This window comes from Propionivibrio sp. (assembly GCF_047602565.1).
Classification (GTDB): Bacteria; Pseudomonadota; Gammaproteobacteria; order Burkholderiales; family Rhodocyclaceae; genus Propionivibrio.
Genome location: NZ_JASGGX010000001.1, coordinates 2,018,306 through 2,034,342 on the forward strand (window position 1 = coordinate 2,018,306; position 16,037 = coordinate 2,034,342).

17 protein-coding genes and 1 tRNA gene are annotated in these 16,037 nt (G+C 66.5%); 17 read left to right on the forward strand and 1 reads right to left on the reverse strand.

Annotation, left to right across the window (positions count from 1 at the left end; translation table 11 throughout):
- Nucleotides 1-65 precede the first annotated feature (65 nt).
- From QM701_RS09410 to QM701_RS09490, 17 genes are all read left to right on the forward strand, one after another.
- Nucleotides 66-725 (forward strand): LysE family translocator, encoded by a 660-nt coding sequence (locus tag QM701_RS09410; protein WP_415166810.1) that lies wholly within the window; start codon nucleotides 66-68, stop codon nucleotides 723-725.
- A 306-nt stretch (nucleotides 726-1,031) separates the two neighbouring features.
- Nucleotides 1,032-1,514, forward strand: a complete 483-nt coding sequence (locus QM701_RS09415; RefSeq protein WP_415166811.1) for a DUF2127 domain-containing protein — start codon at nucleotides 1,032-1,034, stop codon at nucleotides 1,512-1,514.
- A gap of 34 nt (nucleotides 1,515-1,548) precedes the next feature.
- Nucleotides 1,549-2,088 (forward strand): GNAT family N-acetyltransferase, encoded by a 540-nt coding sequence (locus QM701_RS09420; RefSeq protein WP_415166812.1) that lies wholly within the window; start codon nucleotides 1,549-1,551, stop codon nucleotides 2,086-2,088.
- A gap of 35 nt (nucleotides 2,089-2,123) precedes the next feature.
- Nucleotides 2,124-2,624, forward strand: a complete 501-nt coding sequence (locus QM701_RS09425) for a GNAT family N-acetyltransferase (protein ID WP_415166813.1) — start codon at nucleotides 2,124-2,126, stop codon at nucleotides 2,622-2,624.
- A gap of 39 nt (nucleotides 2,625-2,663) precedes the next feature.
- Entirely contained in the window at nucleotides 2,664-3,083 is a 420-nt protein-coding gene (locus QM701_RS09430) for a thioesterase family protein (protein WP_415166814.1), read from the forward strand.
- A 138-nt stretch (nucleotides 3,084-3,221) separates the two neighbouring features.
- Nucleotides 3,222-6,287: a formate dehydrogenase-N subunit alpha gene (gene fdnG / locus QM701_RS09435; protein ID WP_415166815.1), complete on the forward strand. Its 3,066-nt coding sequence runs from the start codon at nucleotides 3,222-3,224 to the stop codon at nucleotides 6,285-6,287.
- Between the two features lie 90 nt (nucleotides 6,288-6,377).
- Nucleotides 6,378-7,277, forward strand: coding sequence for a formate dehydrogenase subunit beta (fdxH, locus tag QM701_RS09440; RefSeq protein WP_415166816.1), 900 nt, complete (start codon nucleotides 6,378-6,380; stop codon nucleotides 7,275-7,277).
- Complete coding sequence (locus QM701_RS09445) at nucleotides 7,274-7,894, forward strand: formate dehydrogenase subunit gamma (RefSeq protein ID WP_415166817.1); 621 nt, start codon at nucleotides 7,274-7,276, stop codon at nucleotides 7,892-7,894. Before fdxH ends, QM701_RS09445 begins: the two co-directional genes overlap by 4 nt.
- Nucleotides 7,895-7,957: 63 nt before the next feature.
- Nucleotides 7,958-8,941, forward strand: coding sequence for a formate dehydrogenase accessory protein FdhE (locus QM701_RS09450; RefSeq protein ID WP_415169371.1), 984 nt, complete (start codon nucleotides 7,958-7,960; stop codon nucleotides 8,939-8,941).
- A 79-nt stretch (nucleotides 8,942-9,020) separates the two neighbouring features.
- Nucleotides 9,021-10,445, forward strand: a complete 1,425-nt coding sequence (gene selA, locus QM701_RS09455; protein WP_415166818.1) for an L-seryl-tRNA(Sec) selenium transferase — start codon at nucleotides 9,021-9,023, stop codon at nucleotides 10,443-10,445.
- Nucleotides 10,442-12,364 (forward strand): selenocysteine-specific translation elongation factor, encoded by a 1,923-nt coding sequence (gene selB / locus QM701_RS09460; protein ID WP_415166819.1) that lies wholly within the window; start codon nucleotides 10,442-10,444, stop codon nucleotides 12,362-12,364. Before selA ends, selB begins: the two co-directional genes overlap by 4 nt.
- A gap of 8 nt (nucleotides 12,365-12,372) precedes the next feature.
- Nucleotides 12,373-12,468, forward strand: a tRNA-Sec gene (locus QM701_RS09465).
- Nucleotides 12,469-12,594: 126 nt separating this feature from the next.
- Complete coding sequence (locus tag QM701_RS09470; RefSeq protein WP_415166820.1) at nucleotides 12,595-12,816, forward strand: hypothetical protein; 222 nt, start codon at nucleotides 12,595-12,597, stop codon at nucleotides 12,814-12,816.
- A gap of 17 nt (nucleotides 12,817-12,833) precedes the next feature.
- Nucleotides 12,834-13,271 (forward strand): glycine cleavage system protein H, encoded by a 438-nt coding sequence (locus tag QM701_RS09475; RefSeq protein WP_415166821.1) that lies wholly within the window; start codon nucleotides 12,834-12,836, stop codon nucleotides 13,269-13,271.
- Nucleotides 13,264-13,647 carry a DsrE family protein gene (locus QM701_RS09480; protein ID WP_415166822.1) on the forward strand — a complete coding sequence of 128 codons (384 nt, stop codon included), beginning with the start codon at nucleotides 13,264-13,266 and terminating at the stop codon, nucleotides 13,645-13,647. Before QM701_RS09475 ends, QM701_RS09480 begins: the two co-directional genes overlap by 8 nt.
- A 125-nt stretch (nucleotides 13,648-13,772) precedes the next feature.
- Nucleotides 13,773-14,111: a nucleotidyltransferase domain-containing protein gene (locus tag QM701_RS09485; protein WP_415166823.1), complete on the forward strand. Its 339-nt coding sequence runs from the start codon at nucleotides 13,773-13,775 to the stop codon at nucleotides 14,109-14,111.
- The gene (locus QM701_RS09490) at nucleotides 14,108-14,536 is read left to right on the forward strand and encodes a HEPN domain-containing protein (protein WP_415166824.1); all 429 of its coding nucleotides are present in this window, start codon (nucleotides 14,108-14,110) and stop codon (nucleotides 14,534-14,536) included. The genes QM701_RS09485 and QM701_RS09490 overlap by 4 nt, the downstream gene beginning before the upstream one ends.
- A 121-nt stretch (nucleotides 14,537-14,657) precedes the next feature.
- Here QM701_RS09490 and QM701_RS09495 read toward each other — a convergent pair whose 3' ends face one another.
- On the reverse strand, nucleotides 14,658-16,037 hold the full coding sequence (locus QM701_RS09495; RefSeq protein ID WP_415166825.1) for a fimbrial protein: 1,380 nt from the start codon (nucleotides 16,035-16,037) through the stop codon (nucleotides 14,658-14,660).

The window sequence follows — 16,037 nt, forward strand, 5'->3', positions numbered from 1 at the left end:
GCCGCCGAACCATTCCCTCCAACGGACATTTGACTCAGCCATCCGCACACGGCCGTCTGCGTCAAATGCCGCTGAGCTTTGTCGTTAGCCCTGTCATGCTCGGCACTCACGATCTCGCTCTATTCGTCGTATCCGGCCTGCTGCTCAACATCACGCCTGGGGCTGACTCGCTCTACATAGCTACCCGTAGCATTACTCAAGGCGTCAAGGCTGGTGTTGTCGCCGCCCTCGGCATCGGTCTCGGTTGTTACGTTCACATCTTTGCTGCCGCTTTAGGGCTATCGGCAGTTCTCGCCACTTCCACCGCCGCATTTACTTTCGTCAAGCTGGTGGGTGCCGCCTATCTCGTTTATGTCGGGCTATCGCTTCTCCGCACTCGCCCGGCTCTGGCGCAGTCCTTGGGCACCGTTGCCGCCGCGCCCTTGCGTACCGTCTTCACGCAGGGTTTCCTCACCAACGTCCTGAACCCGAAGGTCGCTCTGTTCTTCCTGGCCTTCGTGCCACAGTTCATTGATCCATCGGCCCCCAACAAGCCGCTCGCCTTCTTTTTTCTGGGCGTTATCTTCAATTTCAATGGCACGCTCTGGTGCCTCTTTTTGGCGTGGGCCGCTGCTCGTCTAAGCTCTTTCCGCGTCGGTCGTCATATAGCTACTTGGCTTGGACGGAGCGTTGGCGCGGTCTTTATCTACCTTGGAGTTCGCCTTGCACTCACCAAACAGGGCTAACCGGGAAATCGTGAGGGACGCCAGTCAACCGGCAGATCTCCAAGCTTGCCGCTCCGCGCGGTGCCCTTCACTGCGGTCGCTGGACGCTGCGCGATAAAACGCCGCGCAGCACCGGTTCCTTCCGGTCTCCTGTGGCACGCACTGCAACACTGGAGGCTGATTGCATCTACGCCGCCTAACACCTCAGATATGAACTTCCCCAAATAATAAGGAGGTTGATCAATAGTCCCGCATTCGTCCAGGCCGCGCCATGCACGGCCACCCGGTCGTACAATGCCAGCGTTTCCCTGCAACGACATGCCCACGATGACCTCAGGCATTCCATCTTCCTCGTCGCGGCGGGCCATCCGGGCCATCGCCTTCGTCGAGGCCTTCAAAGGTGTGGTCGTCCTGGCGGCGGCGACCGGCCTGCTGGCGCTCATCCACAAGAATCTCAACGATCTGGCGGCGCAACTGGTGCATTACTCTCATCTGAACCCGGCCTCCAAGTATCCGCACATTTTTCTGGACGCCGTCGCGCACCTGCCGCAGACCCGCCTGCTCTGGCTGGCCGCGGGCGCCGCGGCCTATGCGCTGGTCCGGCTCGTCGAAGCCTACGGCCTGTACCGCGAACGCGCCTGGTCCGAATGGCTGGCCGCGCTGAGCGGCAGCCTGTACGTTCCGATCGAGATCGCCGAACTGGTGCGCAAACCCTCCCTTATGGGCGGCATCGTCCTCGCCGTCAACGTCGCCGTGGTGGCGATCATGGCGCACGCTCTCGTGCAAAGACGGCGCGCCCGTAGCGCCTGACCATCCACCTCCACGCTCACGCCGGGACACCGCCATGCCCATCCGCGAAGCCTTCCGCGACGAAGCCGCCACTATCGCCCGGATCATCGCCGAGTCGAACCGGGACGTTGCCGCGCGCTTCGGCCTCACCGCGGAGAACTGCGCGAAGCATCCTTCGTTATGCACTCCGCAGTGGGTCGAGGCCGACCTGGCGCGCGGCGAACGCTATTTCGTCTTCGTCGACGCCGGCGCGCCGGTCGCCTGCGTGGCCTACGAGACGGTGGACGCTCAACTGGCCTACCTGAACCGCCTGTCGGTGCTGCCGGCATACCGGCGGCGCGGGATCGGCGCGGCGCTGGTCGCCCACGTGATCGGGCTCGCACGCGCGGCGGCCATCCCGGCCGTCAGCATCGGCGTCATCGGCGAACACGCCGACCTGCAGCGCTGGTACCGCGCGCTGGGGTTCGTCGACGGCGAGACGAAGCGCTTTCCGCACCTGCCGTTCTCCGTGAAGTACATGCGCCACGCGGTCCGGACCGACGACGCCCCGGCGACGTCTGACGGAACGCCTTGCAGCGCCGCGGCGAAGGCATAGAATCCCGCACTTCGCCATCCACGCTGGAGCGGGCAATGCTCATCCGTCCCGAAATCGCCGCCGACCACACGGCGATCGCGCGCATCAACATCGTGGCCTTCGCCGACCACCCGCACAGCCGGCAGACCGAGCACCTGATCGTGGCCGCGCTGCGCAATGCGGGCGCGCTCACGCTCTCGCTCGTCGCCGAGGATCGGGGAGAGGTCGTCGGCCACATCGCCTTTTCCCCGGCGCTGATCGACGGCGAGTCGCGCAGCTGGTTCATCCTCGGCCCGCTGGCGGTTCTCCCCGAACGGCAGAGGGAAGGCATCGGGTCGCGGCTCGTCTGGGCCGGCATCGGGGAAATCCGCCGGCTCGGCGGCGCAGGCTGCGTGCTGGTCGGCCCGCCCGGCTACTACCGGCGCTTCAGCTTCCGGCACGACGGCGGGCTGCGGATCGAGGGCGTCCCGCCCGAGTACGTGCTCTGCCTGCCGCTGCGGGAAGAGACGCCGCGCGGTGCCGTCACGCACCATCCCGCATTTCTGGCCGATGCGTAGAATGTCGGCGCCGCCACCGATTTCATCCCCGGAGCCCCCATGAAAGACACGCTGCGCCCTGGCATCGCCTGCACTCACGTGTTCGCCGTGCCGCCTTCCAAGACCGTCCCGGCGCTCTATCCGGAGGCCGAGGAGTTCCGCGTCATGCCGGAGGTCTTTGCCACCGGCTTCCTGGTCGGGCTGCTCGAATGGGCCTGCATCAAGGCGGTCAATCCCCATCTCGACGCGCCGCGCGAACAGACGGTCGGCACGCGCATCGACATCAGCCACGAAGCCGCCACGCCCGCGGGCTTTACGGTCACCGCCCGCGTCGAACTGGTGGCGGTGGAAGGGAAGAAACTCGTCTTCGAGGTCGAGGCGCACGACGGCAAGGAATGCATCGCGCGCGGACGCCACGAGCGCTTCGTCATCGACCGCGAGAGATTCGACGCCCGGCTGGCCGCCAAGCGCGCCACCTGACCGGAGCGCGGCGCCTGCCCGATGCGTCGGGCTGGATTGATTCCAAATCAGCTTCTAGAATGGGCTTCTGAAGTTGCGTTACATCTGTTGATTGTTTCAGGCGTGGTTCAAGGTCGTAACCGATAAGGAGAAGACTCGATGAACGTGACACGGCGACAGTTTTTCAGAGTATGCACTGCGGGGCTCGGCGGGTCCTCCGTCGCCATGATGGGTTTCTCGCCGACGGCGGCCCTGGCCGAGGCTAGGACCTTCAAGCTGACCCGCGCCACCGAAACCCGCAACACCTGCCCCTATTGTTCGGTTTCCTGCGGGGTGCTCATCTACTCCACCGGCGACAAGTCGAAAAATACGCGCGCCGAGATCATCCATATCGAGGGCGACCCGGACAACCCGGTCAATCGCGGCACGCTGTGCCCGAAGGGCGCGGGCCTGCGCGACATGGTGCAGAGCGCCAACCGCCTGAAGTGGCCGGAGGTGCGCGAGCCCGGTTCCAGCGAATGGAAGAAGATTTCCTGGGACGAGGCGTTCGAGCGCGTCGCCAAACACATGAAGGCCGACCGCGACGCCAATTTCGTGGCGCGGAACGCGGACGGCCTGACCGTCAACCGCTGGCCGACCACCGCTTTCCTCGCTTCCTCCGCGGCACCCAACGAGACCGGTTACCTGACCGTGAAGACGATTCGCGCGTTGGGTATGACCTCGATCGACACCCAGGCGCGCATCTGACACGCTCCCACGGTGGCCAGTCTGGCTCCGAGTTTCGGGCGTGGTTCGATGACCAATCACTGGGTCAACATCAAGAACACCGATCTGATCTTCGTCATGGGCGGCAACCCGGCCGAGGCGCATCCGTGCGGCTTCAAATGGGCGATCGAGGCCAAGAAGACGCGCAAGGCCAAGCTGGTGGTGGTCGATCCGCGCTTCAACCGCACGGCGTCGGTGGCCGACTTCTACGCGCCGCTGCGTCCGGGATCGGACATCGCCTTTCTCGGCGGTGTCATCAACTACCTGATCGCGAACGACAAGATCCATCACGACTACGTCAAGGCGTACACCAACGCCTCGTTCCTGGTCGATCCGGGTTTCAAGTTCGAGGACGGGATTTTCTCCGGCTACAACGAGGAGAAGCGCGGCTACGACAAGTCGACCTGGGCCTACCAGCTCGACGTGAACGGCTTCGCCAAGGTCGATGAAAGCTGGCAGGACCCGAACTGCGTTTGGCAGTTGATGAAGGCGCACTACGCGCGCTACACGCCGGAAATGGTCGGCAAGGTCTGCGGCACGCCGAAGGACGCCTTCCTCAAGGTCTGCGAGTACATCGCCGGGACGGCCGCGCCGGACAGGACGATGACCAGCCTGTACGCGCTGGGCTGGACCGAGCATTCGGTCGGCTCGCAGAACATCCGCTGCATGGCGATCATCCAGCTGCTGCTCGGCAACATGGGCATGGCCGGCGGCGGCATCAACGCGCTGCGCGGGCACGCCAACGTGCAGGGCATCACCGATTTCGCCCTGTACGCCCAGCAGCTTCCCGGTTACCTCGCCGCGCCGACGGACGCCGACAAGGACCTGCCGAGCTTCCTGGAGAAGAAGACGACCAAGGCGCTGCGCCCCGGCCAGATGAACTTCTACCAGAACTTCCCGAAGTGGTACGTCAGCCTGCAAAAAGCCTGGTGGGGCGACGCGGCGACCCGGGACAACGGCTTCGCCTTCGACTACATGCCGAAGCTGGCCGGCGCCTCCGACGTGCTGTCGATCTTCGACGAGATGTACCAGGGCAAGATCAACGGCTTCCTCTGCCAGGGCTTCAACCCGCTCGCCTCGGTGGCCAACAAGCGCAAGGTCGGCGATGCGCTGGCGAAGCTGAAGTACATGGTGGTGATGGACCCGCTGGCGACGGACACGTCCGAGTTCTGGAAGCCCTACGGCGAGTTCAACGAGGTCGATCCCGCCAAGATCCAGACCGAGGTCTTCCGCCTGCCGAGCACGCTGTTCGCGGAGACCGCCGGCAGCTTCACCAATTCCGGCCGCGTCATCCAGTGGCGCTGGAAGGCGGCGGACGGGCCGGGCGACGCCAGGGACGACACCGAGATCCTGGCGACGCTGTTCCTGAAGCTGAAGGAGATGTACGCCAAGGACGGCGGCGCGTTCGCCGAGCCGATCCAGAAACTGACCTGGGCGTACCGCATCCCCAACAAGCCCTCGCCCGAAGAGCTGATGATGGAGTACAACGGCCGGGCGCTGGCCGACGTGACCGATCCGAAGGACGCCGCCAAGGTGCTGGTCAAGGCCGGCGAGCAGTTGCCGGGCTTCGCCATGCTGCGCGACGACGGTTCGACGACCTGCGGCAACTGGATCTATTGCGGCGTCTGGTCGCAGGCCGGCAACAATTCGGCCCGGCGCGACAACAGCGACCCGTCCGGCCTCGGCCAGACCCTGAACTGGGGCTTCGCCTGGCCGGCCAACCGGCGCATCCTCTACAACCGCGCCTCCTGCGATCCGGCGGGCAAGCCGTGGGACGCCAAGCGCGCGGTGCTGCGCTGGGCGGGCAAGGCGTGGGGCGGCAACGACATTCCGGACATGCGTCCGGACGCGGCGCCCGAGGAGAACGTCATGCCGTTCATCATGAACCCGGAAGGCGTCGCCCGCCTGTTCAGCCGGGACCTGATGGCCGAAGGGCCGTTCCCCGAGCACTACGAGCCGTTCGAGACGCCGCTCGCGGCCAATCCGCTGCACCCGGACAATCCCAAGGCGCTCAGCAATCCCGCGGCGCGGGTGTACAAGGGCGACATGGAGGCGTTCGGCAAGGCCACGGAATTCCCCCACGTCGCCACCACCTACCGCCTGACCGAGCATTTCCACTTCTGGACCAAGCAGTCGCGGATCAACGCGATCATGCAGCCGGAGCACTTCGTGGAGATCGGCGAGGAACTGGCGAAGGAGAAGGGCATCGTGGCCGGCGACCGGGTCAAGGTGCGTTCGAACCGGGGCTTCATCAAGGCCGTCGCCGTGGTGACCAAGCGCATCAAGGCGCTGGAAATCGACGGCAGGAAGGTGCACACCGTCGGCATTCCGATCCACTTCGGATTCAAGGGGGCGACGCGGGCGGGCTTCATCACCAACACCCTGACCCCGTTCGTCGGCGACGCCAACACCCAGACGCCGGAATACAAGGCGTTCCTGGTGAACATCGAGAAAGCGTAGGAGGCACCATGACGACCCCCATACTCACTACGTTCGCTGCCCCCCGAGGGGGCCACGCCTCCTTCGAGGCGGCTCATCAGGAGGCGTGACATGGCACTGCAATCGCTCGACATCAAGCAGCGTTCGGCGACCACCACGCCCGCTCCGCAGGCGCGCCAGACCCTGGAGGTCGCCAAGCTCATCGACGTTTCGGTCTGCATCGGCTGCAAGGCCTGCCAGGTCGCCTGCATGGAATGGAACGACCTGCGCGACGAGGTCGGCCACAACGTCGGCGTCTACGACAACCCGACCGACCTCACCGAGCACTCGTGGACCGTCATGCGCTTCGCCGAGGTCGAACAGGACAACCGGCTGGAGTGGCTGATCCGCAAGGACGGCTGCATGCACTGCTCCGATCCGGGCTGTCTCAAGTCCTGTCCGGCGCCCGGCGCGATCATCCAGTACGCCAACGGCGTGGTCGACTTCCAGCAGGAGAACTGCATCGGCTGCGGCTACTGCGTCACCGGCTGTCCGTTCAACATCCCGCGCATCTCCAGGACGGACGGCAAGGCCTACAAATGCACCCTGTGCTCGGACCGCCTGGCGGTCAACCAGGCGCCGGCGTGCGTCAAGGCCTGCCCGACCGGCGCCATCCAGTTCGGCGGCAAGGAGGACATGAAAGACTACGCCGGCAAGCGCGTCGCCGACCTGAAGGAGCGCGGCTACGCCAATGCCGGGCTGTACGACCCGCCGGGCGTTAGCGGCACCCACGTGATGTACGTGCTGCACCACGCCGACAAGCCGGGGCTGTACGCCGGCCTGCCGCCGGACCCCGGCATCAGCCCGCTGGTCGCGCTGTGGAAAGGCGCGGCCAAGCCGCTGGCCACGGCGGCGCTGGGGCTGGTGGCGCTCGGCAGCCTGTTCCACTACGTGATCAAGGGACCGAACGAAGTCTCCAGGGAGATCGAGAAAGAGGTGGAAAAAGAGGTTGAAAAGGAGGGGACGCCATGATCCGGGACCCAAAAGACCTGCAACGCTACACCGCGGCCGAACGCGCCAACCACTGGGTGACGGGCATCTGCTTCATCCTGCTCATGCTCTCCGGGCTGGCCTTCTTCCACCCGGCGTTCTACCCGCTCACCCTGCTGTTCGGCGGCGGCGTCTGGGCGCGGATTCTGCATCCCTTCATCGGGGTGATCCTCGCCCTGGCCTTCGTCATGATGTTCTTCCGCTTCTGGCGGCTGAACGTCATGACGCGCACCGACGTGGAATGGCTGCTGCGCATCCGGGAAATGATCGACGGCAACGACCACAACATGCCCGAACAGGGCAAGTACAACGGCGGCCAGAAAATCGTCTTCTGGGGCATGGCCGTATGCATCCCGGCGCTGGTCTGCTCGGGGCTGGTCATGTGGCGCAGCTACTTCGACTTCCCCGTCGGCGTGGTGCGGGTGGCGGTGGTCGTGCACGCGGCGGCGGCGATCGTCATGATCATGATCGCCATCGTGCACGTGTACGCGGCGATCTGGACCAAGAACACCATCCGGGCCATGTGGTACGGCACGGTCACGCGGGCCTGGGCCAAGCAGCACCACCGCGCCTGGTACCGGCAGATGACCGGGCGATGATCCGCTCCTCCAGCGCGACTCGCGAACAGTGCGGCGGGTCGTTTTTTTGAGGCTGGCATGGCGATGACGCGATCGATCGAACCCCTCTCCTCCGTCAACCTCCCGCCGGGCATCCTGCTGCCGGACGCGAAGCGGCTGTTCGCGCGGCGGCAGGCGCGGTTCGCCGCGCTCGCCCCCGGCCATGCCCTCGGCGACTGGCTGGCCTATCTCGGGCGCCTGACCGGGGCGCAGCACGAAGGCTGCCTCTCGATCGCGCCGGACCTGCCTCTCCCTCCCCTTCAAGGGGAGGGCTGGGGTGGGGATGGGGTGCGAATGAGGGTCGAGCCAACGTGGCCCGTGACACCCCATCCCCCACCCAACCTCCCCCTTGAAGGGGGAGGGGTTACCCCGCTCGACGCCGCGTCCTACCCCCGCCCCGCCGTCTGGATCGACGTCGCCCGACATATCGCCGCCTCGCTGGCCGACGCTTCCCCGCAGTCGATGCGGGCGCGCATCGCCGCCTTCCGAACGCTTGCCCCGGAACGGCTCGACGCTCTGGCCGGCGCGCTCGTCGACGGGCGTCCCGATCCCGCAGCGCTGCCCGAATGCACGCTGGTCGCCGCCGCCCTGCAGACCGTGTGGACCGTGCTCGCCAGCCGCCTCGACGCGAACGCGCTGCCGCGCCCCGACGCGCCCGACCGGTGCCCCGCCTGCGGCAGCCCGCCCGTCGGCAGCGTCCTCAGAACCTCGGCCCAGGTCAACAACCTGCGCTACCTGCACTGCTCGCTCTGCAACACCGAGTGGAACGTGCCGCGCGCCACCTGCACCGCCTGCGCCACCGACCGGGCCATCAGCTACCGGCAGATCGAGAACGGCGACGGCGCGGTGCGGGCGGAATGCTGCGACCACTGCCGCAGCTACCTGAAGATCTTCGCGCAGGAAAAGGACCCGGACGTCGACCCGGTGGCCGACGATCTGGCGACCGTATCGCTGGACCTGCTGGTCGACGAGGCCGGCTATTCAAGGAGCGGCCCCAACCTGCTCCTGCTCGGCGGAGCGGGTGCATGACCTAGAGATAAAAAACGGCGCCGGCATGCAGCCCGCCGGCGCCTCTGATCGAACTTTTCTGCCCGGTCCGGGTGAAAACATGAACAAGACAATCCAGCTTCCCTCGGTCAACCGCCTGCTGCAGCGCAGCGGCGCGCTCGTCGCCGATCACGGCCGCCCCCTCGTCACCGCCTGCATCCGCGCCGAACTGGCGGCCGGCCGCGCCGGTGCGCGCAACGGCCTGCCTACGCCGGACGAGGCGGAATTGCTGCTGGCCGTCGCATCCCGCGTCGCCCGCGCGGCGCGCCCCAACCTGCGGCCGGTGTTCAACCTGACCGGCACCGTGCTGCACACCAACCTCGGCCGTGCCCAACTGGCGGACGAGGCCATCGCCCTGATGGCCGACGCGGCGCGCAGCCCCTGCGCCCTGGAATACGACCTGGAATCCGGCGCGCGCGGCGACCGCGACGACCTGTTCGCGCCGCTGCTGCTGGAACTGGTCGGCGTCGGCGCGCCGGATTTCGCCGCCACCGTGGTCAACAACAACGCGGCGGCGGTGCTGCTCGCCCTGAATTCGCTGGCGCGCGGCAAGGAAGCGATCGTCTCGCGCGGCGAACTCGTCGAGATCGGCGGCGCCTTCCGCATCCCCGACGTGATGCGCCGCGCGCAGGCCCGGCTCGTCGAAGTCGGCACCACCAACCGCACCCACGCGCGGGACTACGCCGAGGCGATCGGCCCGAAGACCGCCCTGCTGATGAAGGTGCACACCAGCAACTACGCCATTTCCGGCTTCACCCACGCGGTCGCCGAGGCGGACGTCGCCGCCCTCGGCCACGCCAGGAACCTGCCGCTGCTGGTCGACCTGGGCAGCGGCACGCTGGTCGACTTCGCCGCCTACGGGCTGCCGCCGGAGCCCACACCCCAACAGTCCCTGGCCGCCGGCGCCGACCTCGTGACCTTCTCCGGCGACAAGCTGCTGGGCGGACCGCAGGCGGGAATCATCGTCGGGCGCGCGGCATTGATCGAACGCATCAAGAAGAACCCACTGAAGCGCGCGCTGCGCGTCAACAAGACCACGCTCGCCGCCCTCGAAGCCACCCTGCGCCTCTACCGCGACCCGGCAACCCTGACGCAACGCCTGCCCACGCTGCGCCTGCTGACCCGCCCGGAATCCGCCGTCGCGGCTGCCGCCGCCCGCCTCGTTCCGCCCTTGCAGGCCGCGTTGGGTAACCTCGTGGCGGTCGCCTGCGAGCCCTGCCTGAGCCAGATCGGCAGCGGCGCGCTGCCGGTCGAACGGCTGCCATCCGCCGCGCTGGTCCTGCAGCCGCCCGGAAAGCATCCGGGCAAGACCCTACGGCGGCTGGAGGACGCCCTGCGCCGCCTGCCCAGGCCGGTGATCGGGCACGTGCGCGACGACGCCCTGTGGCTCGACGCGCGCTGCCTCGAAGAACCCGACGAGGCCGCCTTCGTCGCGCAACTGGCCGCGCTACCGCGCCTGCTGGCCGAAAGCGGAGGCGCGCCATGATCGTCGGCACCGCCGGCCACATCGACCACGGCAAGACCGCGCTGATCAAGGCCCTGACCGGCACCGACTGCGACCGCCTGCGGGAAGAGAAGGAGCGCGGCATCACCCTCGACCTCGGCTACGCCTACCGCCGCCTGCCTGACCCCGGCGGCGCGGACCCGGTGCTCGGCTTCGTCGACGTTCCCGGCCACGAAAAGCTGATCCACAACATGCTGGCCGGCGCCACGGGCATCGACTTCGCCCTGCTCGTCGTCGCCGCCGACGACGGCCCGATGCCGCAGACTCGCGAACACCTGGAGATCATCGACCTGCTCGGCATCCGCGCGGGCGCCGTCGCGCTGACCAAGACCGGCCTCGTCAACCCGGCGCGCCGGGACGCAGCAATCGGTGAAATCCGCGCGCTGCTGGCCGGCGGCGCGCTCGCCCCGGCGCCCGTCTTCCCGGTCAACTCGCTCGCCGGCACCGGCATCGACGCGCTGCGCGCGCATCTCGAACAGACCGCCCGAACGCGGACGGCGCAGGCATGCTCGGGGCGTTTCCGCCTCGCGGTGGACCGGGTGTTCACCCTGAGCGGCGCTGGCACGGTGGTGACCGGCACAGCCTCCTCCGGCAGCGTCCGCGTCGACGCGCGCCTGATGCTTTCCCCCAACGGGCGGCCCGTGCGCGTGCGCAGCCTGCGCGTGCAGGGCGAACCCGCCGAGCAGGGCCGGGCGGGACAGCGCATCGCCCTGGCGCCGGCCGGCGTGGAGAAGAACGATGTGGAACGCGGCATGTGGCTTCTCGACCCCGCGTTGCATCGGCCGCAGCGGCGCTTCGCCGTGTCGCTGCGAGTGCTGCCGTCGCAGCCGCCGCTGCGGCACTGGACGCACGTGCATTGCCACCTGGGCGCCGACGACGTCACCGGCCAGGTCGCGCTGCTCACGGCGGAAACGCTCGGCCCCGGCGAGACCGGCTTCGCGGAGCTGGCGCTCGAACGCGACGTGAGCGTACTGATCGGCGATCGTGTCGTCCTGCGCGACGCGGCCGCGCGCACGACCCTGGGCGGCGGCACGGTGATCGACGTCTTTCCGCCGACCCGTAAAAAACGCAGTCCAGAACGCCTGGAACTCCTGGCTGCCCAGGCCACCGGCGACCCCGGCCAAGCCCTGGCCGCGCTGACCGCGCAATGCCCCGCCGGCGCCGACCTCGACCGCCTGGCGCTCGGCTTCAATCTCGGCGACGACGAACTCGCCGCGCTCTGCCGCGCGCTCGACCTGCGCGTGGTGGCCGGCACCGCGTTCTCGCCGGCGCGCTGGCGGCGGCTCGGCGACGACGTGGTCGACGCTCTGGCCGCCGAGCACCAGCGCCAGACCGACATGCCCGGCGTCGAGCGCGACCGCCTGCGCCGCCTGACCCTGCCCGCGCTGGCGCGCCCGGCCTTCGACGCGCTGCTGGCCGAACTCCTGGCGCAGGCACGCGTCGCGCAGACGGGCGCCTGGCTGCATCTGCCGGAACACCAGGTCCGGCTCGCGCCGCAGGACCGCGAACTGTGGGAAAGGATGATGCCGCTGCTCACCGTCCAGCCCTGCAACCCCCCGCGCGTGCGCGACATTGCGCGGGACACCGGCCTGCCCGAGGACACCGTGCGCACGGTGATGAAACGCGCGGCGCGGGTCGGCGAAGTCTATCCCGTCGCCCACGACCACTACTTCCACGCCCGCGCCGTCGCCGACCTCGCCCGGCGCGTCGCCGACCTCTGTGCCGAGGACGGCGCCGCCCGCGCGGCCCGCCTGCGCGACGGCATCGGCGGCGGGCGCAAGGTGGCGATCCAGATCCTCGAATTTTTCGACCGCATCGGCTACACTCGGCGCGTCCGCGATGCGCATGTCTTGCGCCACGCCGCGGCCGACGGGCGGCAACAGTTCTTTTTCAACCCATGAACGGCGACGGAAGAGATCGTTCCCCGGTGGGGCGGCCGGTCTTCAAAACCGGTAGGACCCGTCAAACGGGTCCGGGTAGGTTCGACTCCTGCTCTCTTCCGCCAACGCACCTGTCACCCCCTCTCCTCCCCCTTCAAGGGGGAGGCCGGGAGGGGGATGGGGCAATCAGCACAAGAGGAAACAAGCGTGCACCAATTGACCCCCAAAACCATTCGGAATAACCACCGCCGATGAAGGACTATCTGGAAAATCGCTGGATCAGAACCGGAGCCGGACTCGTCGTGATCGGCTGGCTGCCGCTCTGGGCGATCGTTTTCCTTGCCGCCATCGGCCTGTGGCCCGATCCGAATCCGAACCCCGTCGGCCCCGGCCTGCTCTTCTTCCTGACTTCCTGGCCGGCGCTCATCTGCCTGGGCATCGGGATAGTCCAGGTCCGGCGTCAACGGCATTGAGGCGGAGGCGTATGGCCATGACGATGCGACAGGCATGCATTGACGAAATCCCCGCCGACCGCTGGTACTGCCGCGAGACGAACATGTGGGTGGCGTACCGCGCGGGAGAAGTGCTGATCGGCGCCACGCGCTTCGGGCTGCGCCTGGCGGGCGAGGTCATCGCGTTCACCGCCAAGCCCGACGGCGCCCAAATCCGGCGCGGCAAGGGCATGGCCACGATCGAATGCCACAAGACCGTGCTCGCGGTGCATGCGCCGGTGTCCTTCACGATGCTCTCCGGCAACGCGGCGGCCGAGGAGCGGCCGGCGCTGATCAACGCGGACCCCTACGCAGCCGGCTGGATGGCCCGCGGCCGGCCGCTGGACTGGGCCGGCGAAATGGCCGCGCTGTGCGACGCGGCCGGCTACCGGCGGCACGTCCGTTCGCTCGACCCGGAGGCCTGCCGCGATGACTGAACCGAAAGGACTCGCCATCCTGATCTGCTCGCCCGGCGTCGATCGGCCGGACCTCTGCGTCACGCCGCTGGTCCACGCCCTCGTCGCCCGCGCCATGGACTGCGAGGTCGAAGTCCATTTCGCCGGGCCCGCGATCCGCTGGCTGGTCGAAGGCGTCTCCGACGCGCGGTACCCGACGCCGGCCAGGGAAAAACCGATCCGCGCCTTCATCGAGGAAGCCGCCGCCTCCGGCGTCCGCCTGCTCGCCTGCAGCATGGCGCGATCGGCCTGGGTCGCGGACGGCGAGCGCCTCGTCCCGGAATGCGCCGGCGCCGTGGGCGCGGCGGCCTTCGTCGCCCGCACGCTCGATCCGGCCTGGGGGACGATGGTTTTCTAGCGGCCGGGTGAGGGATCGGGGCGCAAAACCGAACGCTTTGCCGTCATCGGATAAAACCGTGCCTTGGTGTTGCCCATCGAGTGGTGTATAGATACGATGAAACTGGGTTTCTTTTTGAGCTTGCCATGAATCGCCTTGACCATGACACGGAGGAAGCTGTCCGCCGCTTCCTCGCATCGATTGCCGGACGCTACGACGTGGCGGGAGCCATCGTTTACGGCAGCCGCGCCCGAGGCACGCACACCCCGGATAGCGATGCGGATGTTGCTGTACTCCTGCGGGGCGAACATCAACGTTTCCTGTCCGCCAAGCTGGACATGGCGGATGCCGCGTTCGACATCCTGCTCGAAACGGGCATCCTCATCTCGCCGCTTCCCGTCTGGCTCGACGAATGGGAACATCCGGAGGACTACTCGAACCCCACCCTGCTGCGCAACATCCACCGGGAAGGGGTCCGGCTATGAGCAATCGCCGATTCACGCCCGGCGCATTGATGGCGAAGGCCGATACGGCATGTGCGTCCGCCCGCGCGCTGCTCGAACTGGGGGACGTGGATGGCGCGGCCAACCGCGCTTACTACGCCATGTTTGACGCCGCCCGCGCCGCCTTGCTGGCGTCGGGTGCTCCGATCGAGCCGGATAGTATTGGCCGCACGCACAGCGGCCTGATCGGAGCATTCGGCAACTGCCTCGTCAGGAACGGCCCCGTGCCGAAAGAAATCGGACGCCTTCTCAACCGGGCACACGAAGTCCGGCTGGTTGCCGACTACAACGGCAATTCCGTCGAGTCCGCCGATGCCATGGAAATGGTGAAACAGGCGGAAATCTTCGTCGCTGCCATGCGCGCCCAATTCATGCCGGACGAATCCGGCGATGACGATCACGCTTAAGCAAGCATTTGGTCAATTTTTTGCCCAAATCATCTGCCTGACCCTGCCCCGTCGCATTCAACCGCTCGCCATCCTGACACGACTGGCCGACCGCGGAGTACTGGAAGGCCCGGCGGCTGCCTCACTTGAATACGATGCTCAACAGCGCATCCGCCTTGACGTTGCCGGGCTTGATGGGATCGGTGGTGGTTCTGATGTATTCCACGATGAGGTCCGCACCGCCTTTTTGCAGTTGTTTCCCCGGCTGATCCAAGTCCATGGAATATGTTGAATCCTGCTTTGTCCTAAGCACTTCGGTACCCTTGGTGGTCTTGAGTCGAATCTGTACGCCCACGCCTGCAGCAGCCGGCTCCGGCGTGTCCCGCGCCAGCACAAGGACATTATTGTTGTTGCTTGTGGAGTCGTTCAGGTCGGAGATATTCAGGTGATAGTTCCTCTTTTTTTGATAAGGACACGTAAACCTAAGGCTGACTTCCTTGCTGCCCGCGGTCGAACCTTTGCCGCCAAACTCGTCGGCGGCGACTTCGCTCAACTCCACTGTGTAGTTCCCCTTATAAGGGCCGCCAATGATGGCCTCTCCCCCGCCAAAACTTAAAGCACAGGTGGAAAGAACCGTTCTCAGCCTTCTGATGATGATGTTGTCGTCGAGAATGTTCGCCTGTATTGTCTGATTGAGGCAACCCGCTACCTGTTTCTTCACCTCGCCGATGATGTTCGGGTTTTGTTGCGCCTTTATATACCATGCCTTTCTGAAATTCCGGCAATGGTTGTCATGGCTGGTGAGTTCGCCGTTCCAGAAGGCTGCGTCCGCATAGCTGAATCGAAATACCCTGCCCCCTCCCCCTGCCCCTACGTCCTCGCCCCATGACTTGCCGATCTTGACGTAACGATCGGTTGAAACAAGGGAGTATTCAAGGGTTACGACCCCGCTGATTCTGTCATTCGACAAGGCCGAGGCGGGCGCTATCTGCATTCTGTGGTCTTTCGCTTTTCCTTTCGCGTAGGCCCGGCCAATATCAAAGCCTGGGCTGGGGCCGCGCTCTCCCCAGAAAGGATCGATCGCCTGGGCGTAATTGGCTTCTATGCTCGCCACCACGATCCTCATGCCGACTCCGGCAATACCGCTTTCGAATACGACGTTGGTGCCGTCATCGTACAGATCGTCGTTCAGAATACCGCTGTCGCTTGAGAAGTCGAACGAATATCCGGTGTTACCCTCATGGCCGGGATATTGCATCATGTTCCGTCCGCAGGAGTAAATCAGTCTCTGCGTGACCACGGGAGCAAGCACGGTGCCGATGGGCGGCTGGGTGTTGGGCAGATGGATATCGCCTCCCGATCCGAAGCTGATCTCCTCCGGGTCCGTAGTCAACACATCACAATATTGAGTTTCTGGATTGAAAAGCTCGCCGGCAGCCGCCGGCTGAACGAGCGACGCGATCAGGAGGACGGCGGCGCCGGCGAATGCCGCCAAGCGGCCGGAGGTTCTGTAAGTCGTCAT

Excerpts from the sequence above, each read along its gene's own strand:
- QM701_RS09410 (WP_415166810.1), top strand. The coding sequence starts at position 66 with ATGCCGCTGAGCTTTGTCGTTAGCCCTGTCATGCTCGGCACTCACGAT.
- QM701_RS09415 (WP_415166811.1), top strand. The coding sequence starts at position 1,032 with ATGACCTCAGGCATTCCATCTTCCTCGTCGCGGCGGGCCATCCGGGCC.
- QM701_RS09420 (WP_415166812.1), top strand. The coding sequence starts at position 1,549 with ATGCCCATCCGCGAAGCCTTCCGCGACGAAGCCGCCACTATCGCCCGG.
- QM701_RS09425 (WP_415166813.1), top strand. The coding sequence starts at position 2,124 with ATGCTCATCCGTCCCGAAATCGCCGCCGACCACACGGCGATCGCGCGC.
- QM701_RS09430 (WP_415166814.1), top strand. The coding sequence starts at position 2,664 with ATGAAAGACACGCTGCGCCCTGGCATCGCCTGCACTCACGTGTTCGCC.
- fdxH (WP_415166816.1), top strand. The coding sequence starts at position 6,378 with ATGGCACTGCAATCGCTCGACATCAAGCAGCGTTCGGCGACCACCACG.
- QM701_RS09445 (WP_415166817.1), top strand. The coding sequence starts at position 7,274 with ATGATCCGGGACCCAAAAGACCTGCAACGCTACACCGCGGCCGAACGC.
- QM701_RS09450 (WP_415169371.1), top strand. The coding sequence starts at position 7,958 with ATGACGCGATCGATCGAACCCCTCTCCTCCGTCAACCTCCCGCCGGGC.
- selA (WP_415166818.1), top strand. The coding sequence starts at position 9,021 with ATGAACAAGACAATCCAGCTTCCCTCGGTCAACCGCCTGCTGCAGCGC.
- selB (WP_415166819.1), top strand. The coding sequence starts at position 10,442 with ATGATCGTCGGCACCGCCGGCCACATCGACCACGGCAAGACCGCGCTG.
- QM701_RS09470 (WP_415166820.1), top strand. The coding sequence starts at position 12,595 with ATGAAGGACTATCTGGAAAATCGCTGGATCAGAACCGGAGCCGGACTC.
- QM701_RS09475 (WP_415166821.1), top strand. The coding sequence starts at position 12,834 with ATGACGATGCGACAGGCATGCATTGACGAAATCCCCGCCGACCGCTGG.
- QM701_RS09480 (WP_415166822.1), top strand. The coding sequence starts at position 13,264 with ATGACTGAACCGAAAGGACTCGCCATCCTGATCTGCTCGCCCGGCGTC.
- QM701_RS09485 (WP_415166823.1), top strand. The coding sequence starts at position 13,773 with ATGAATCGCCTTGACCATGACACGGAGGAAGCTGTCCGCCGCTTCCTC.
- QM701_RS09490 (WP_415166824.1), top strand. The coding sequence starts at position 14,108 with ATGAGCAATCGCCGATTCACGCCCGGCGCATTGATGGCGAAGGCCGAT.
- QM701_RS09495 (WP_415166825.1), bottom strand. The coding sequence starts at position 16,037 with ATGACGACTTACAGAACCTCCGGCCGCTTGGCGGCATTCGCCGGCGCC.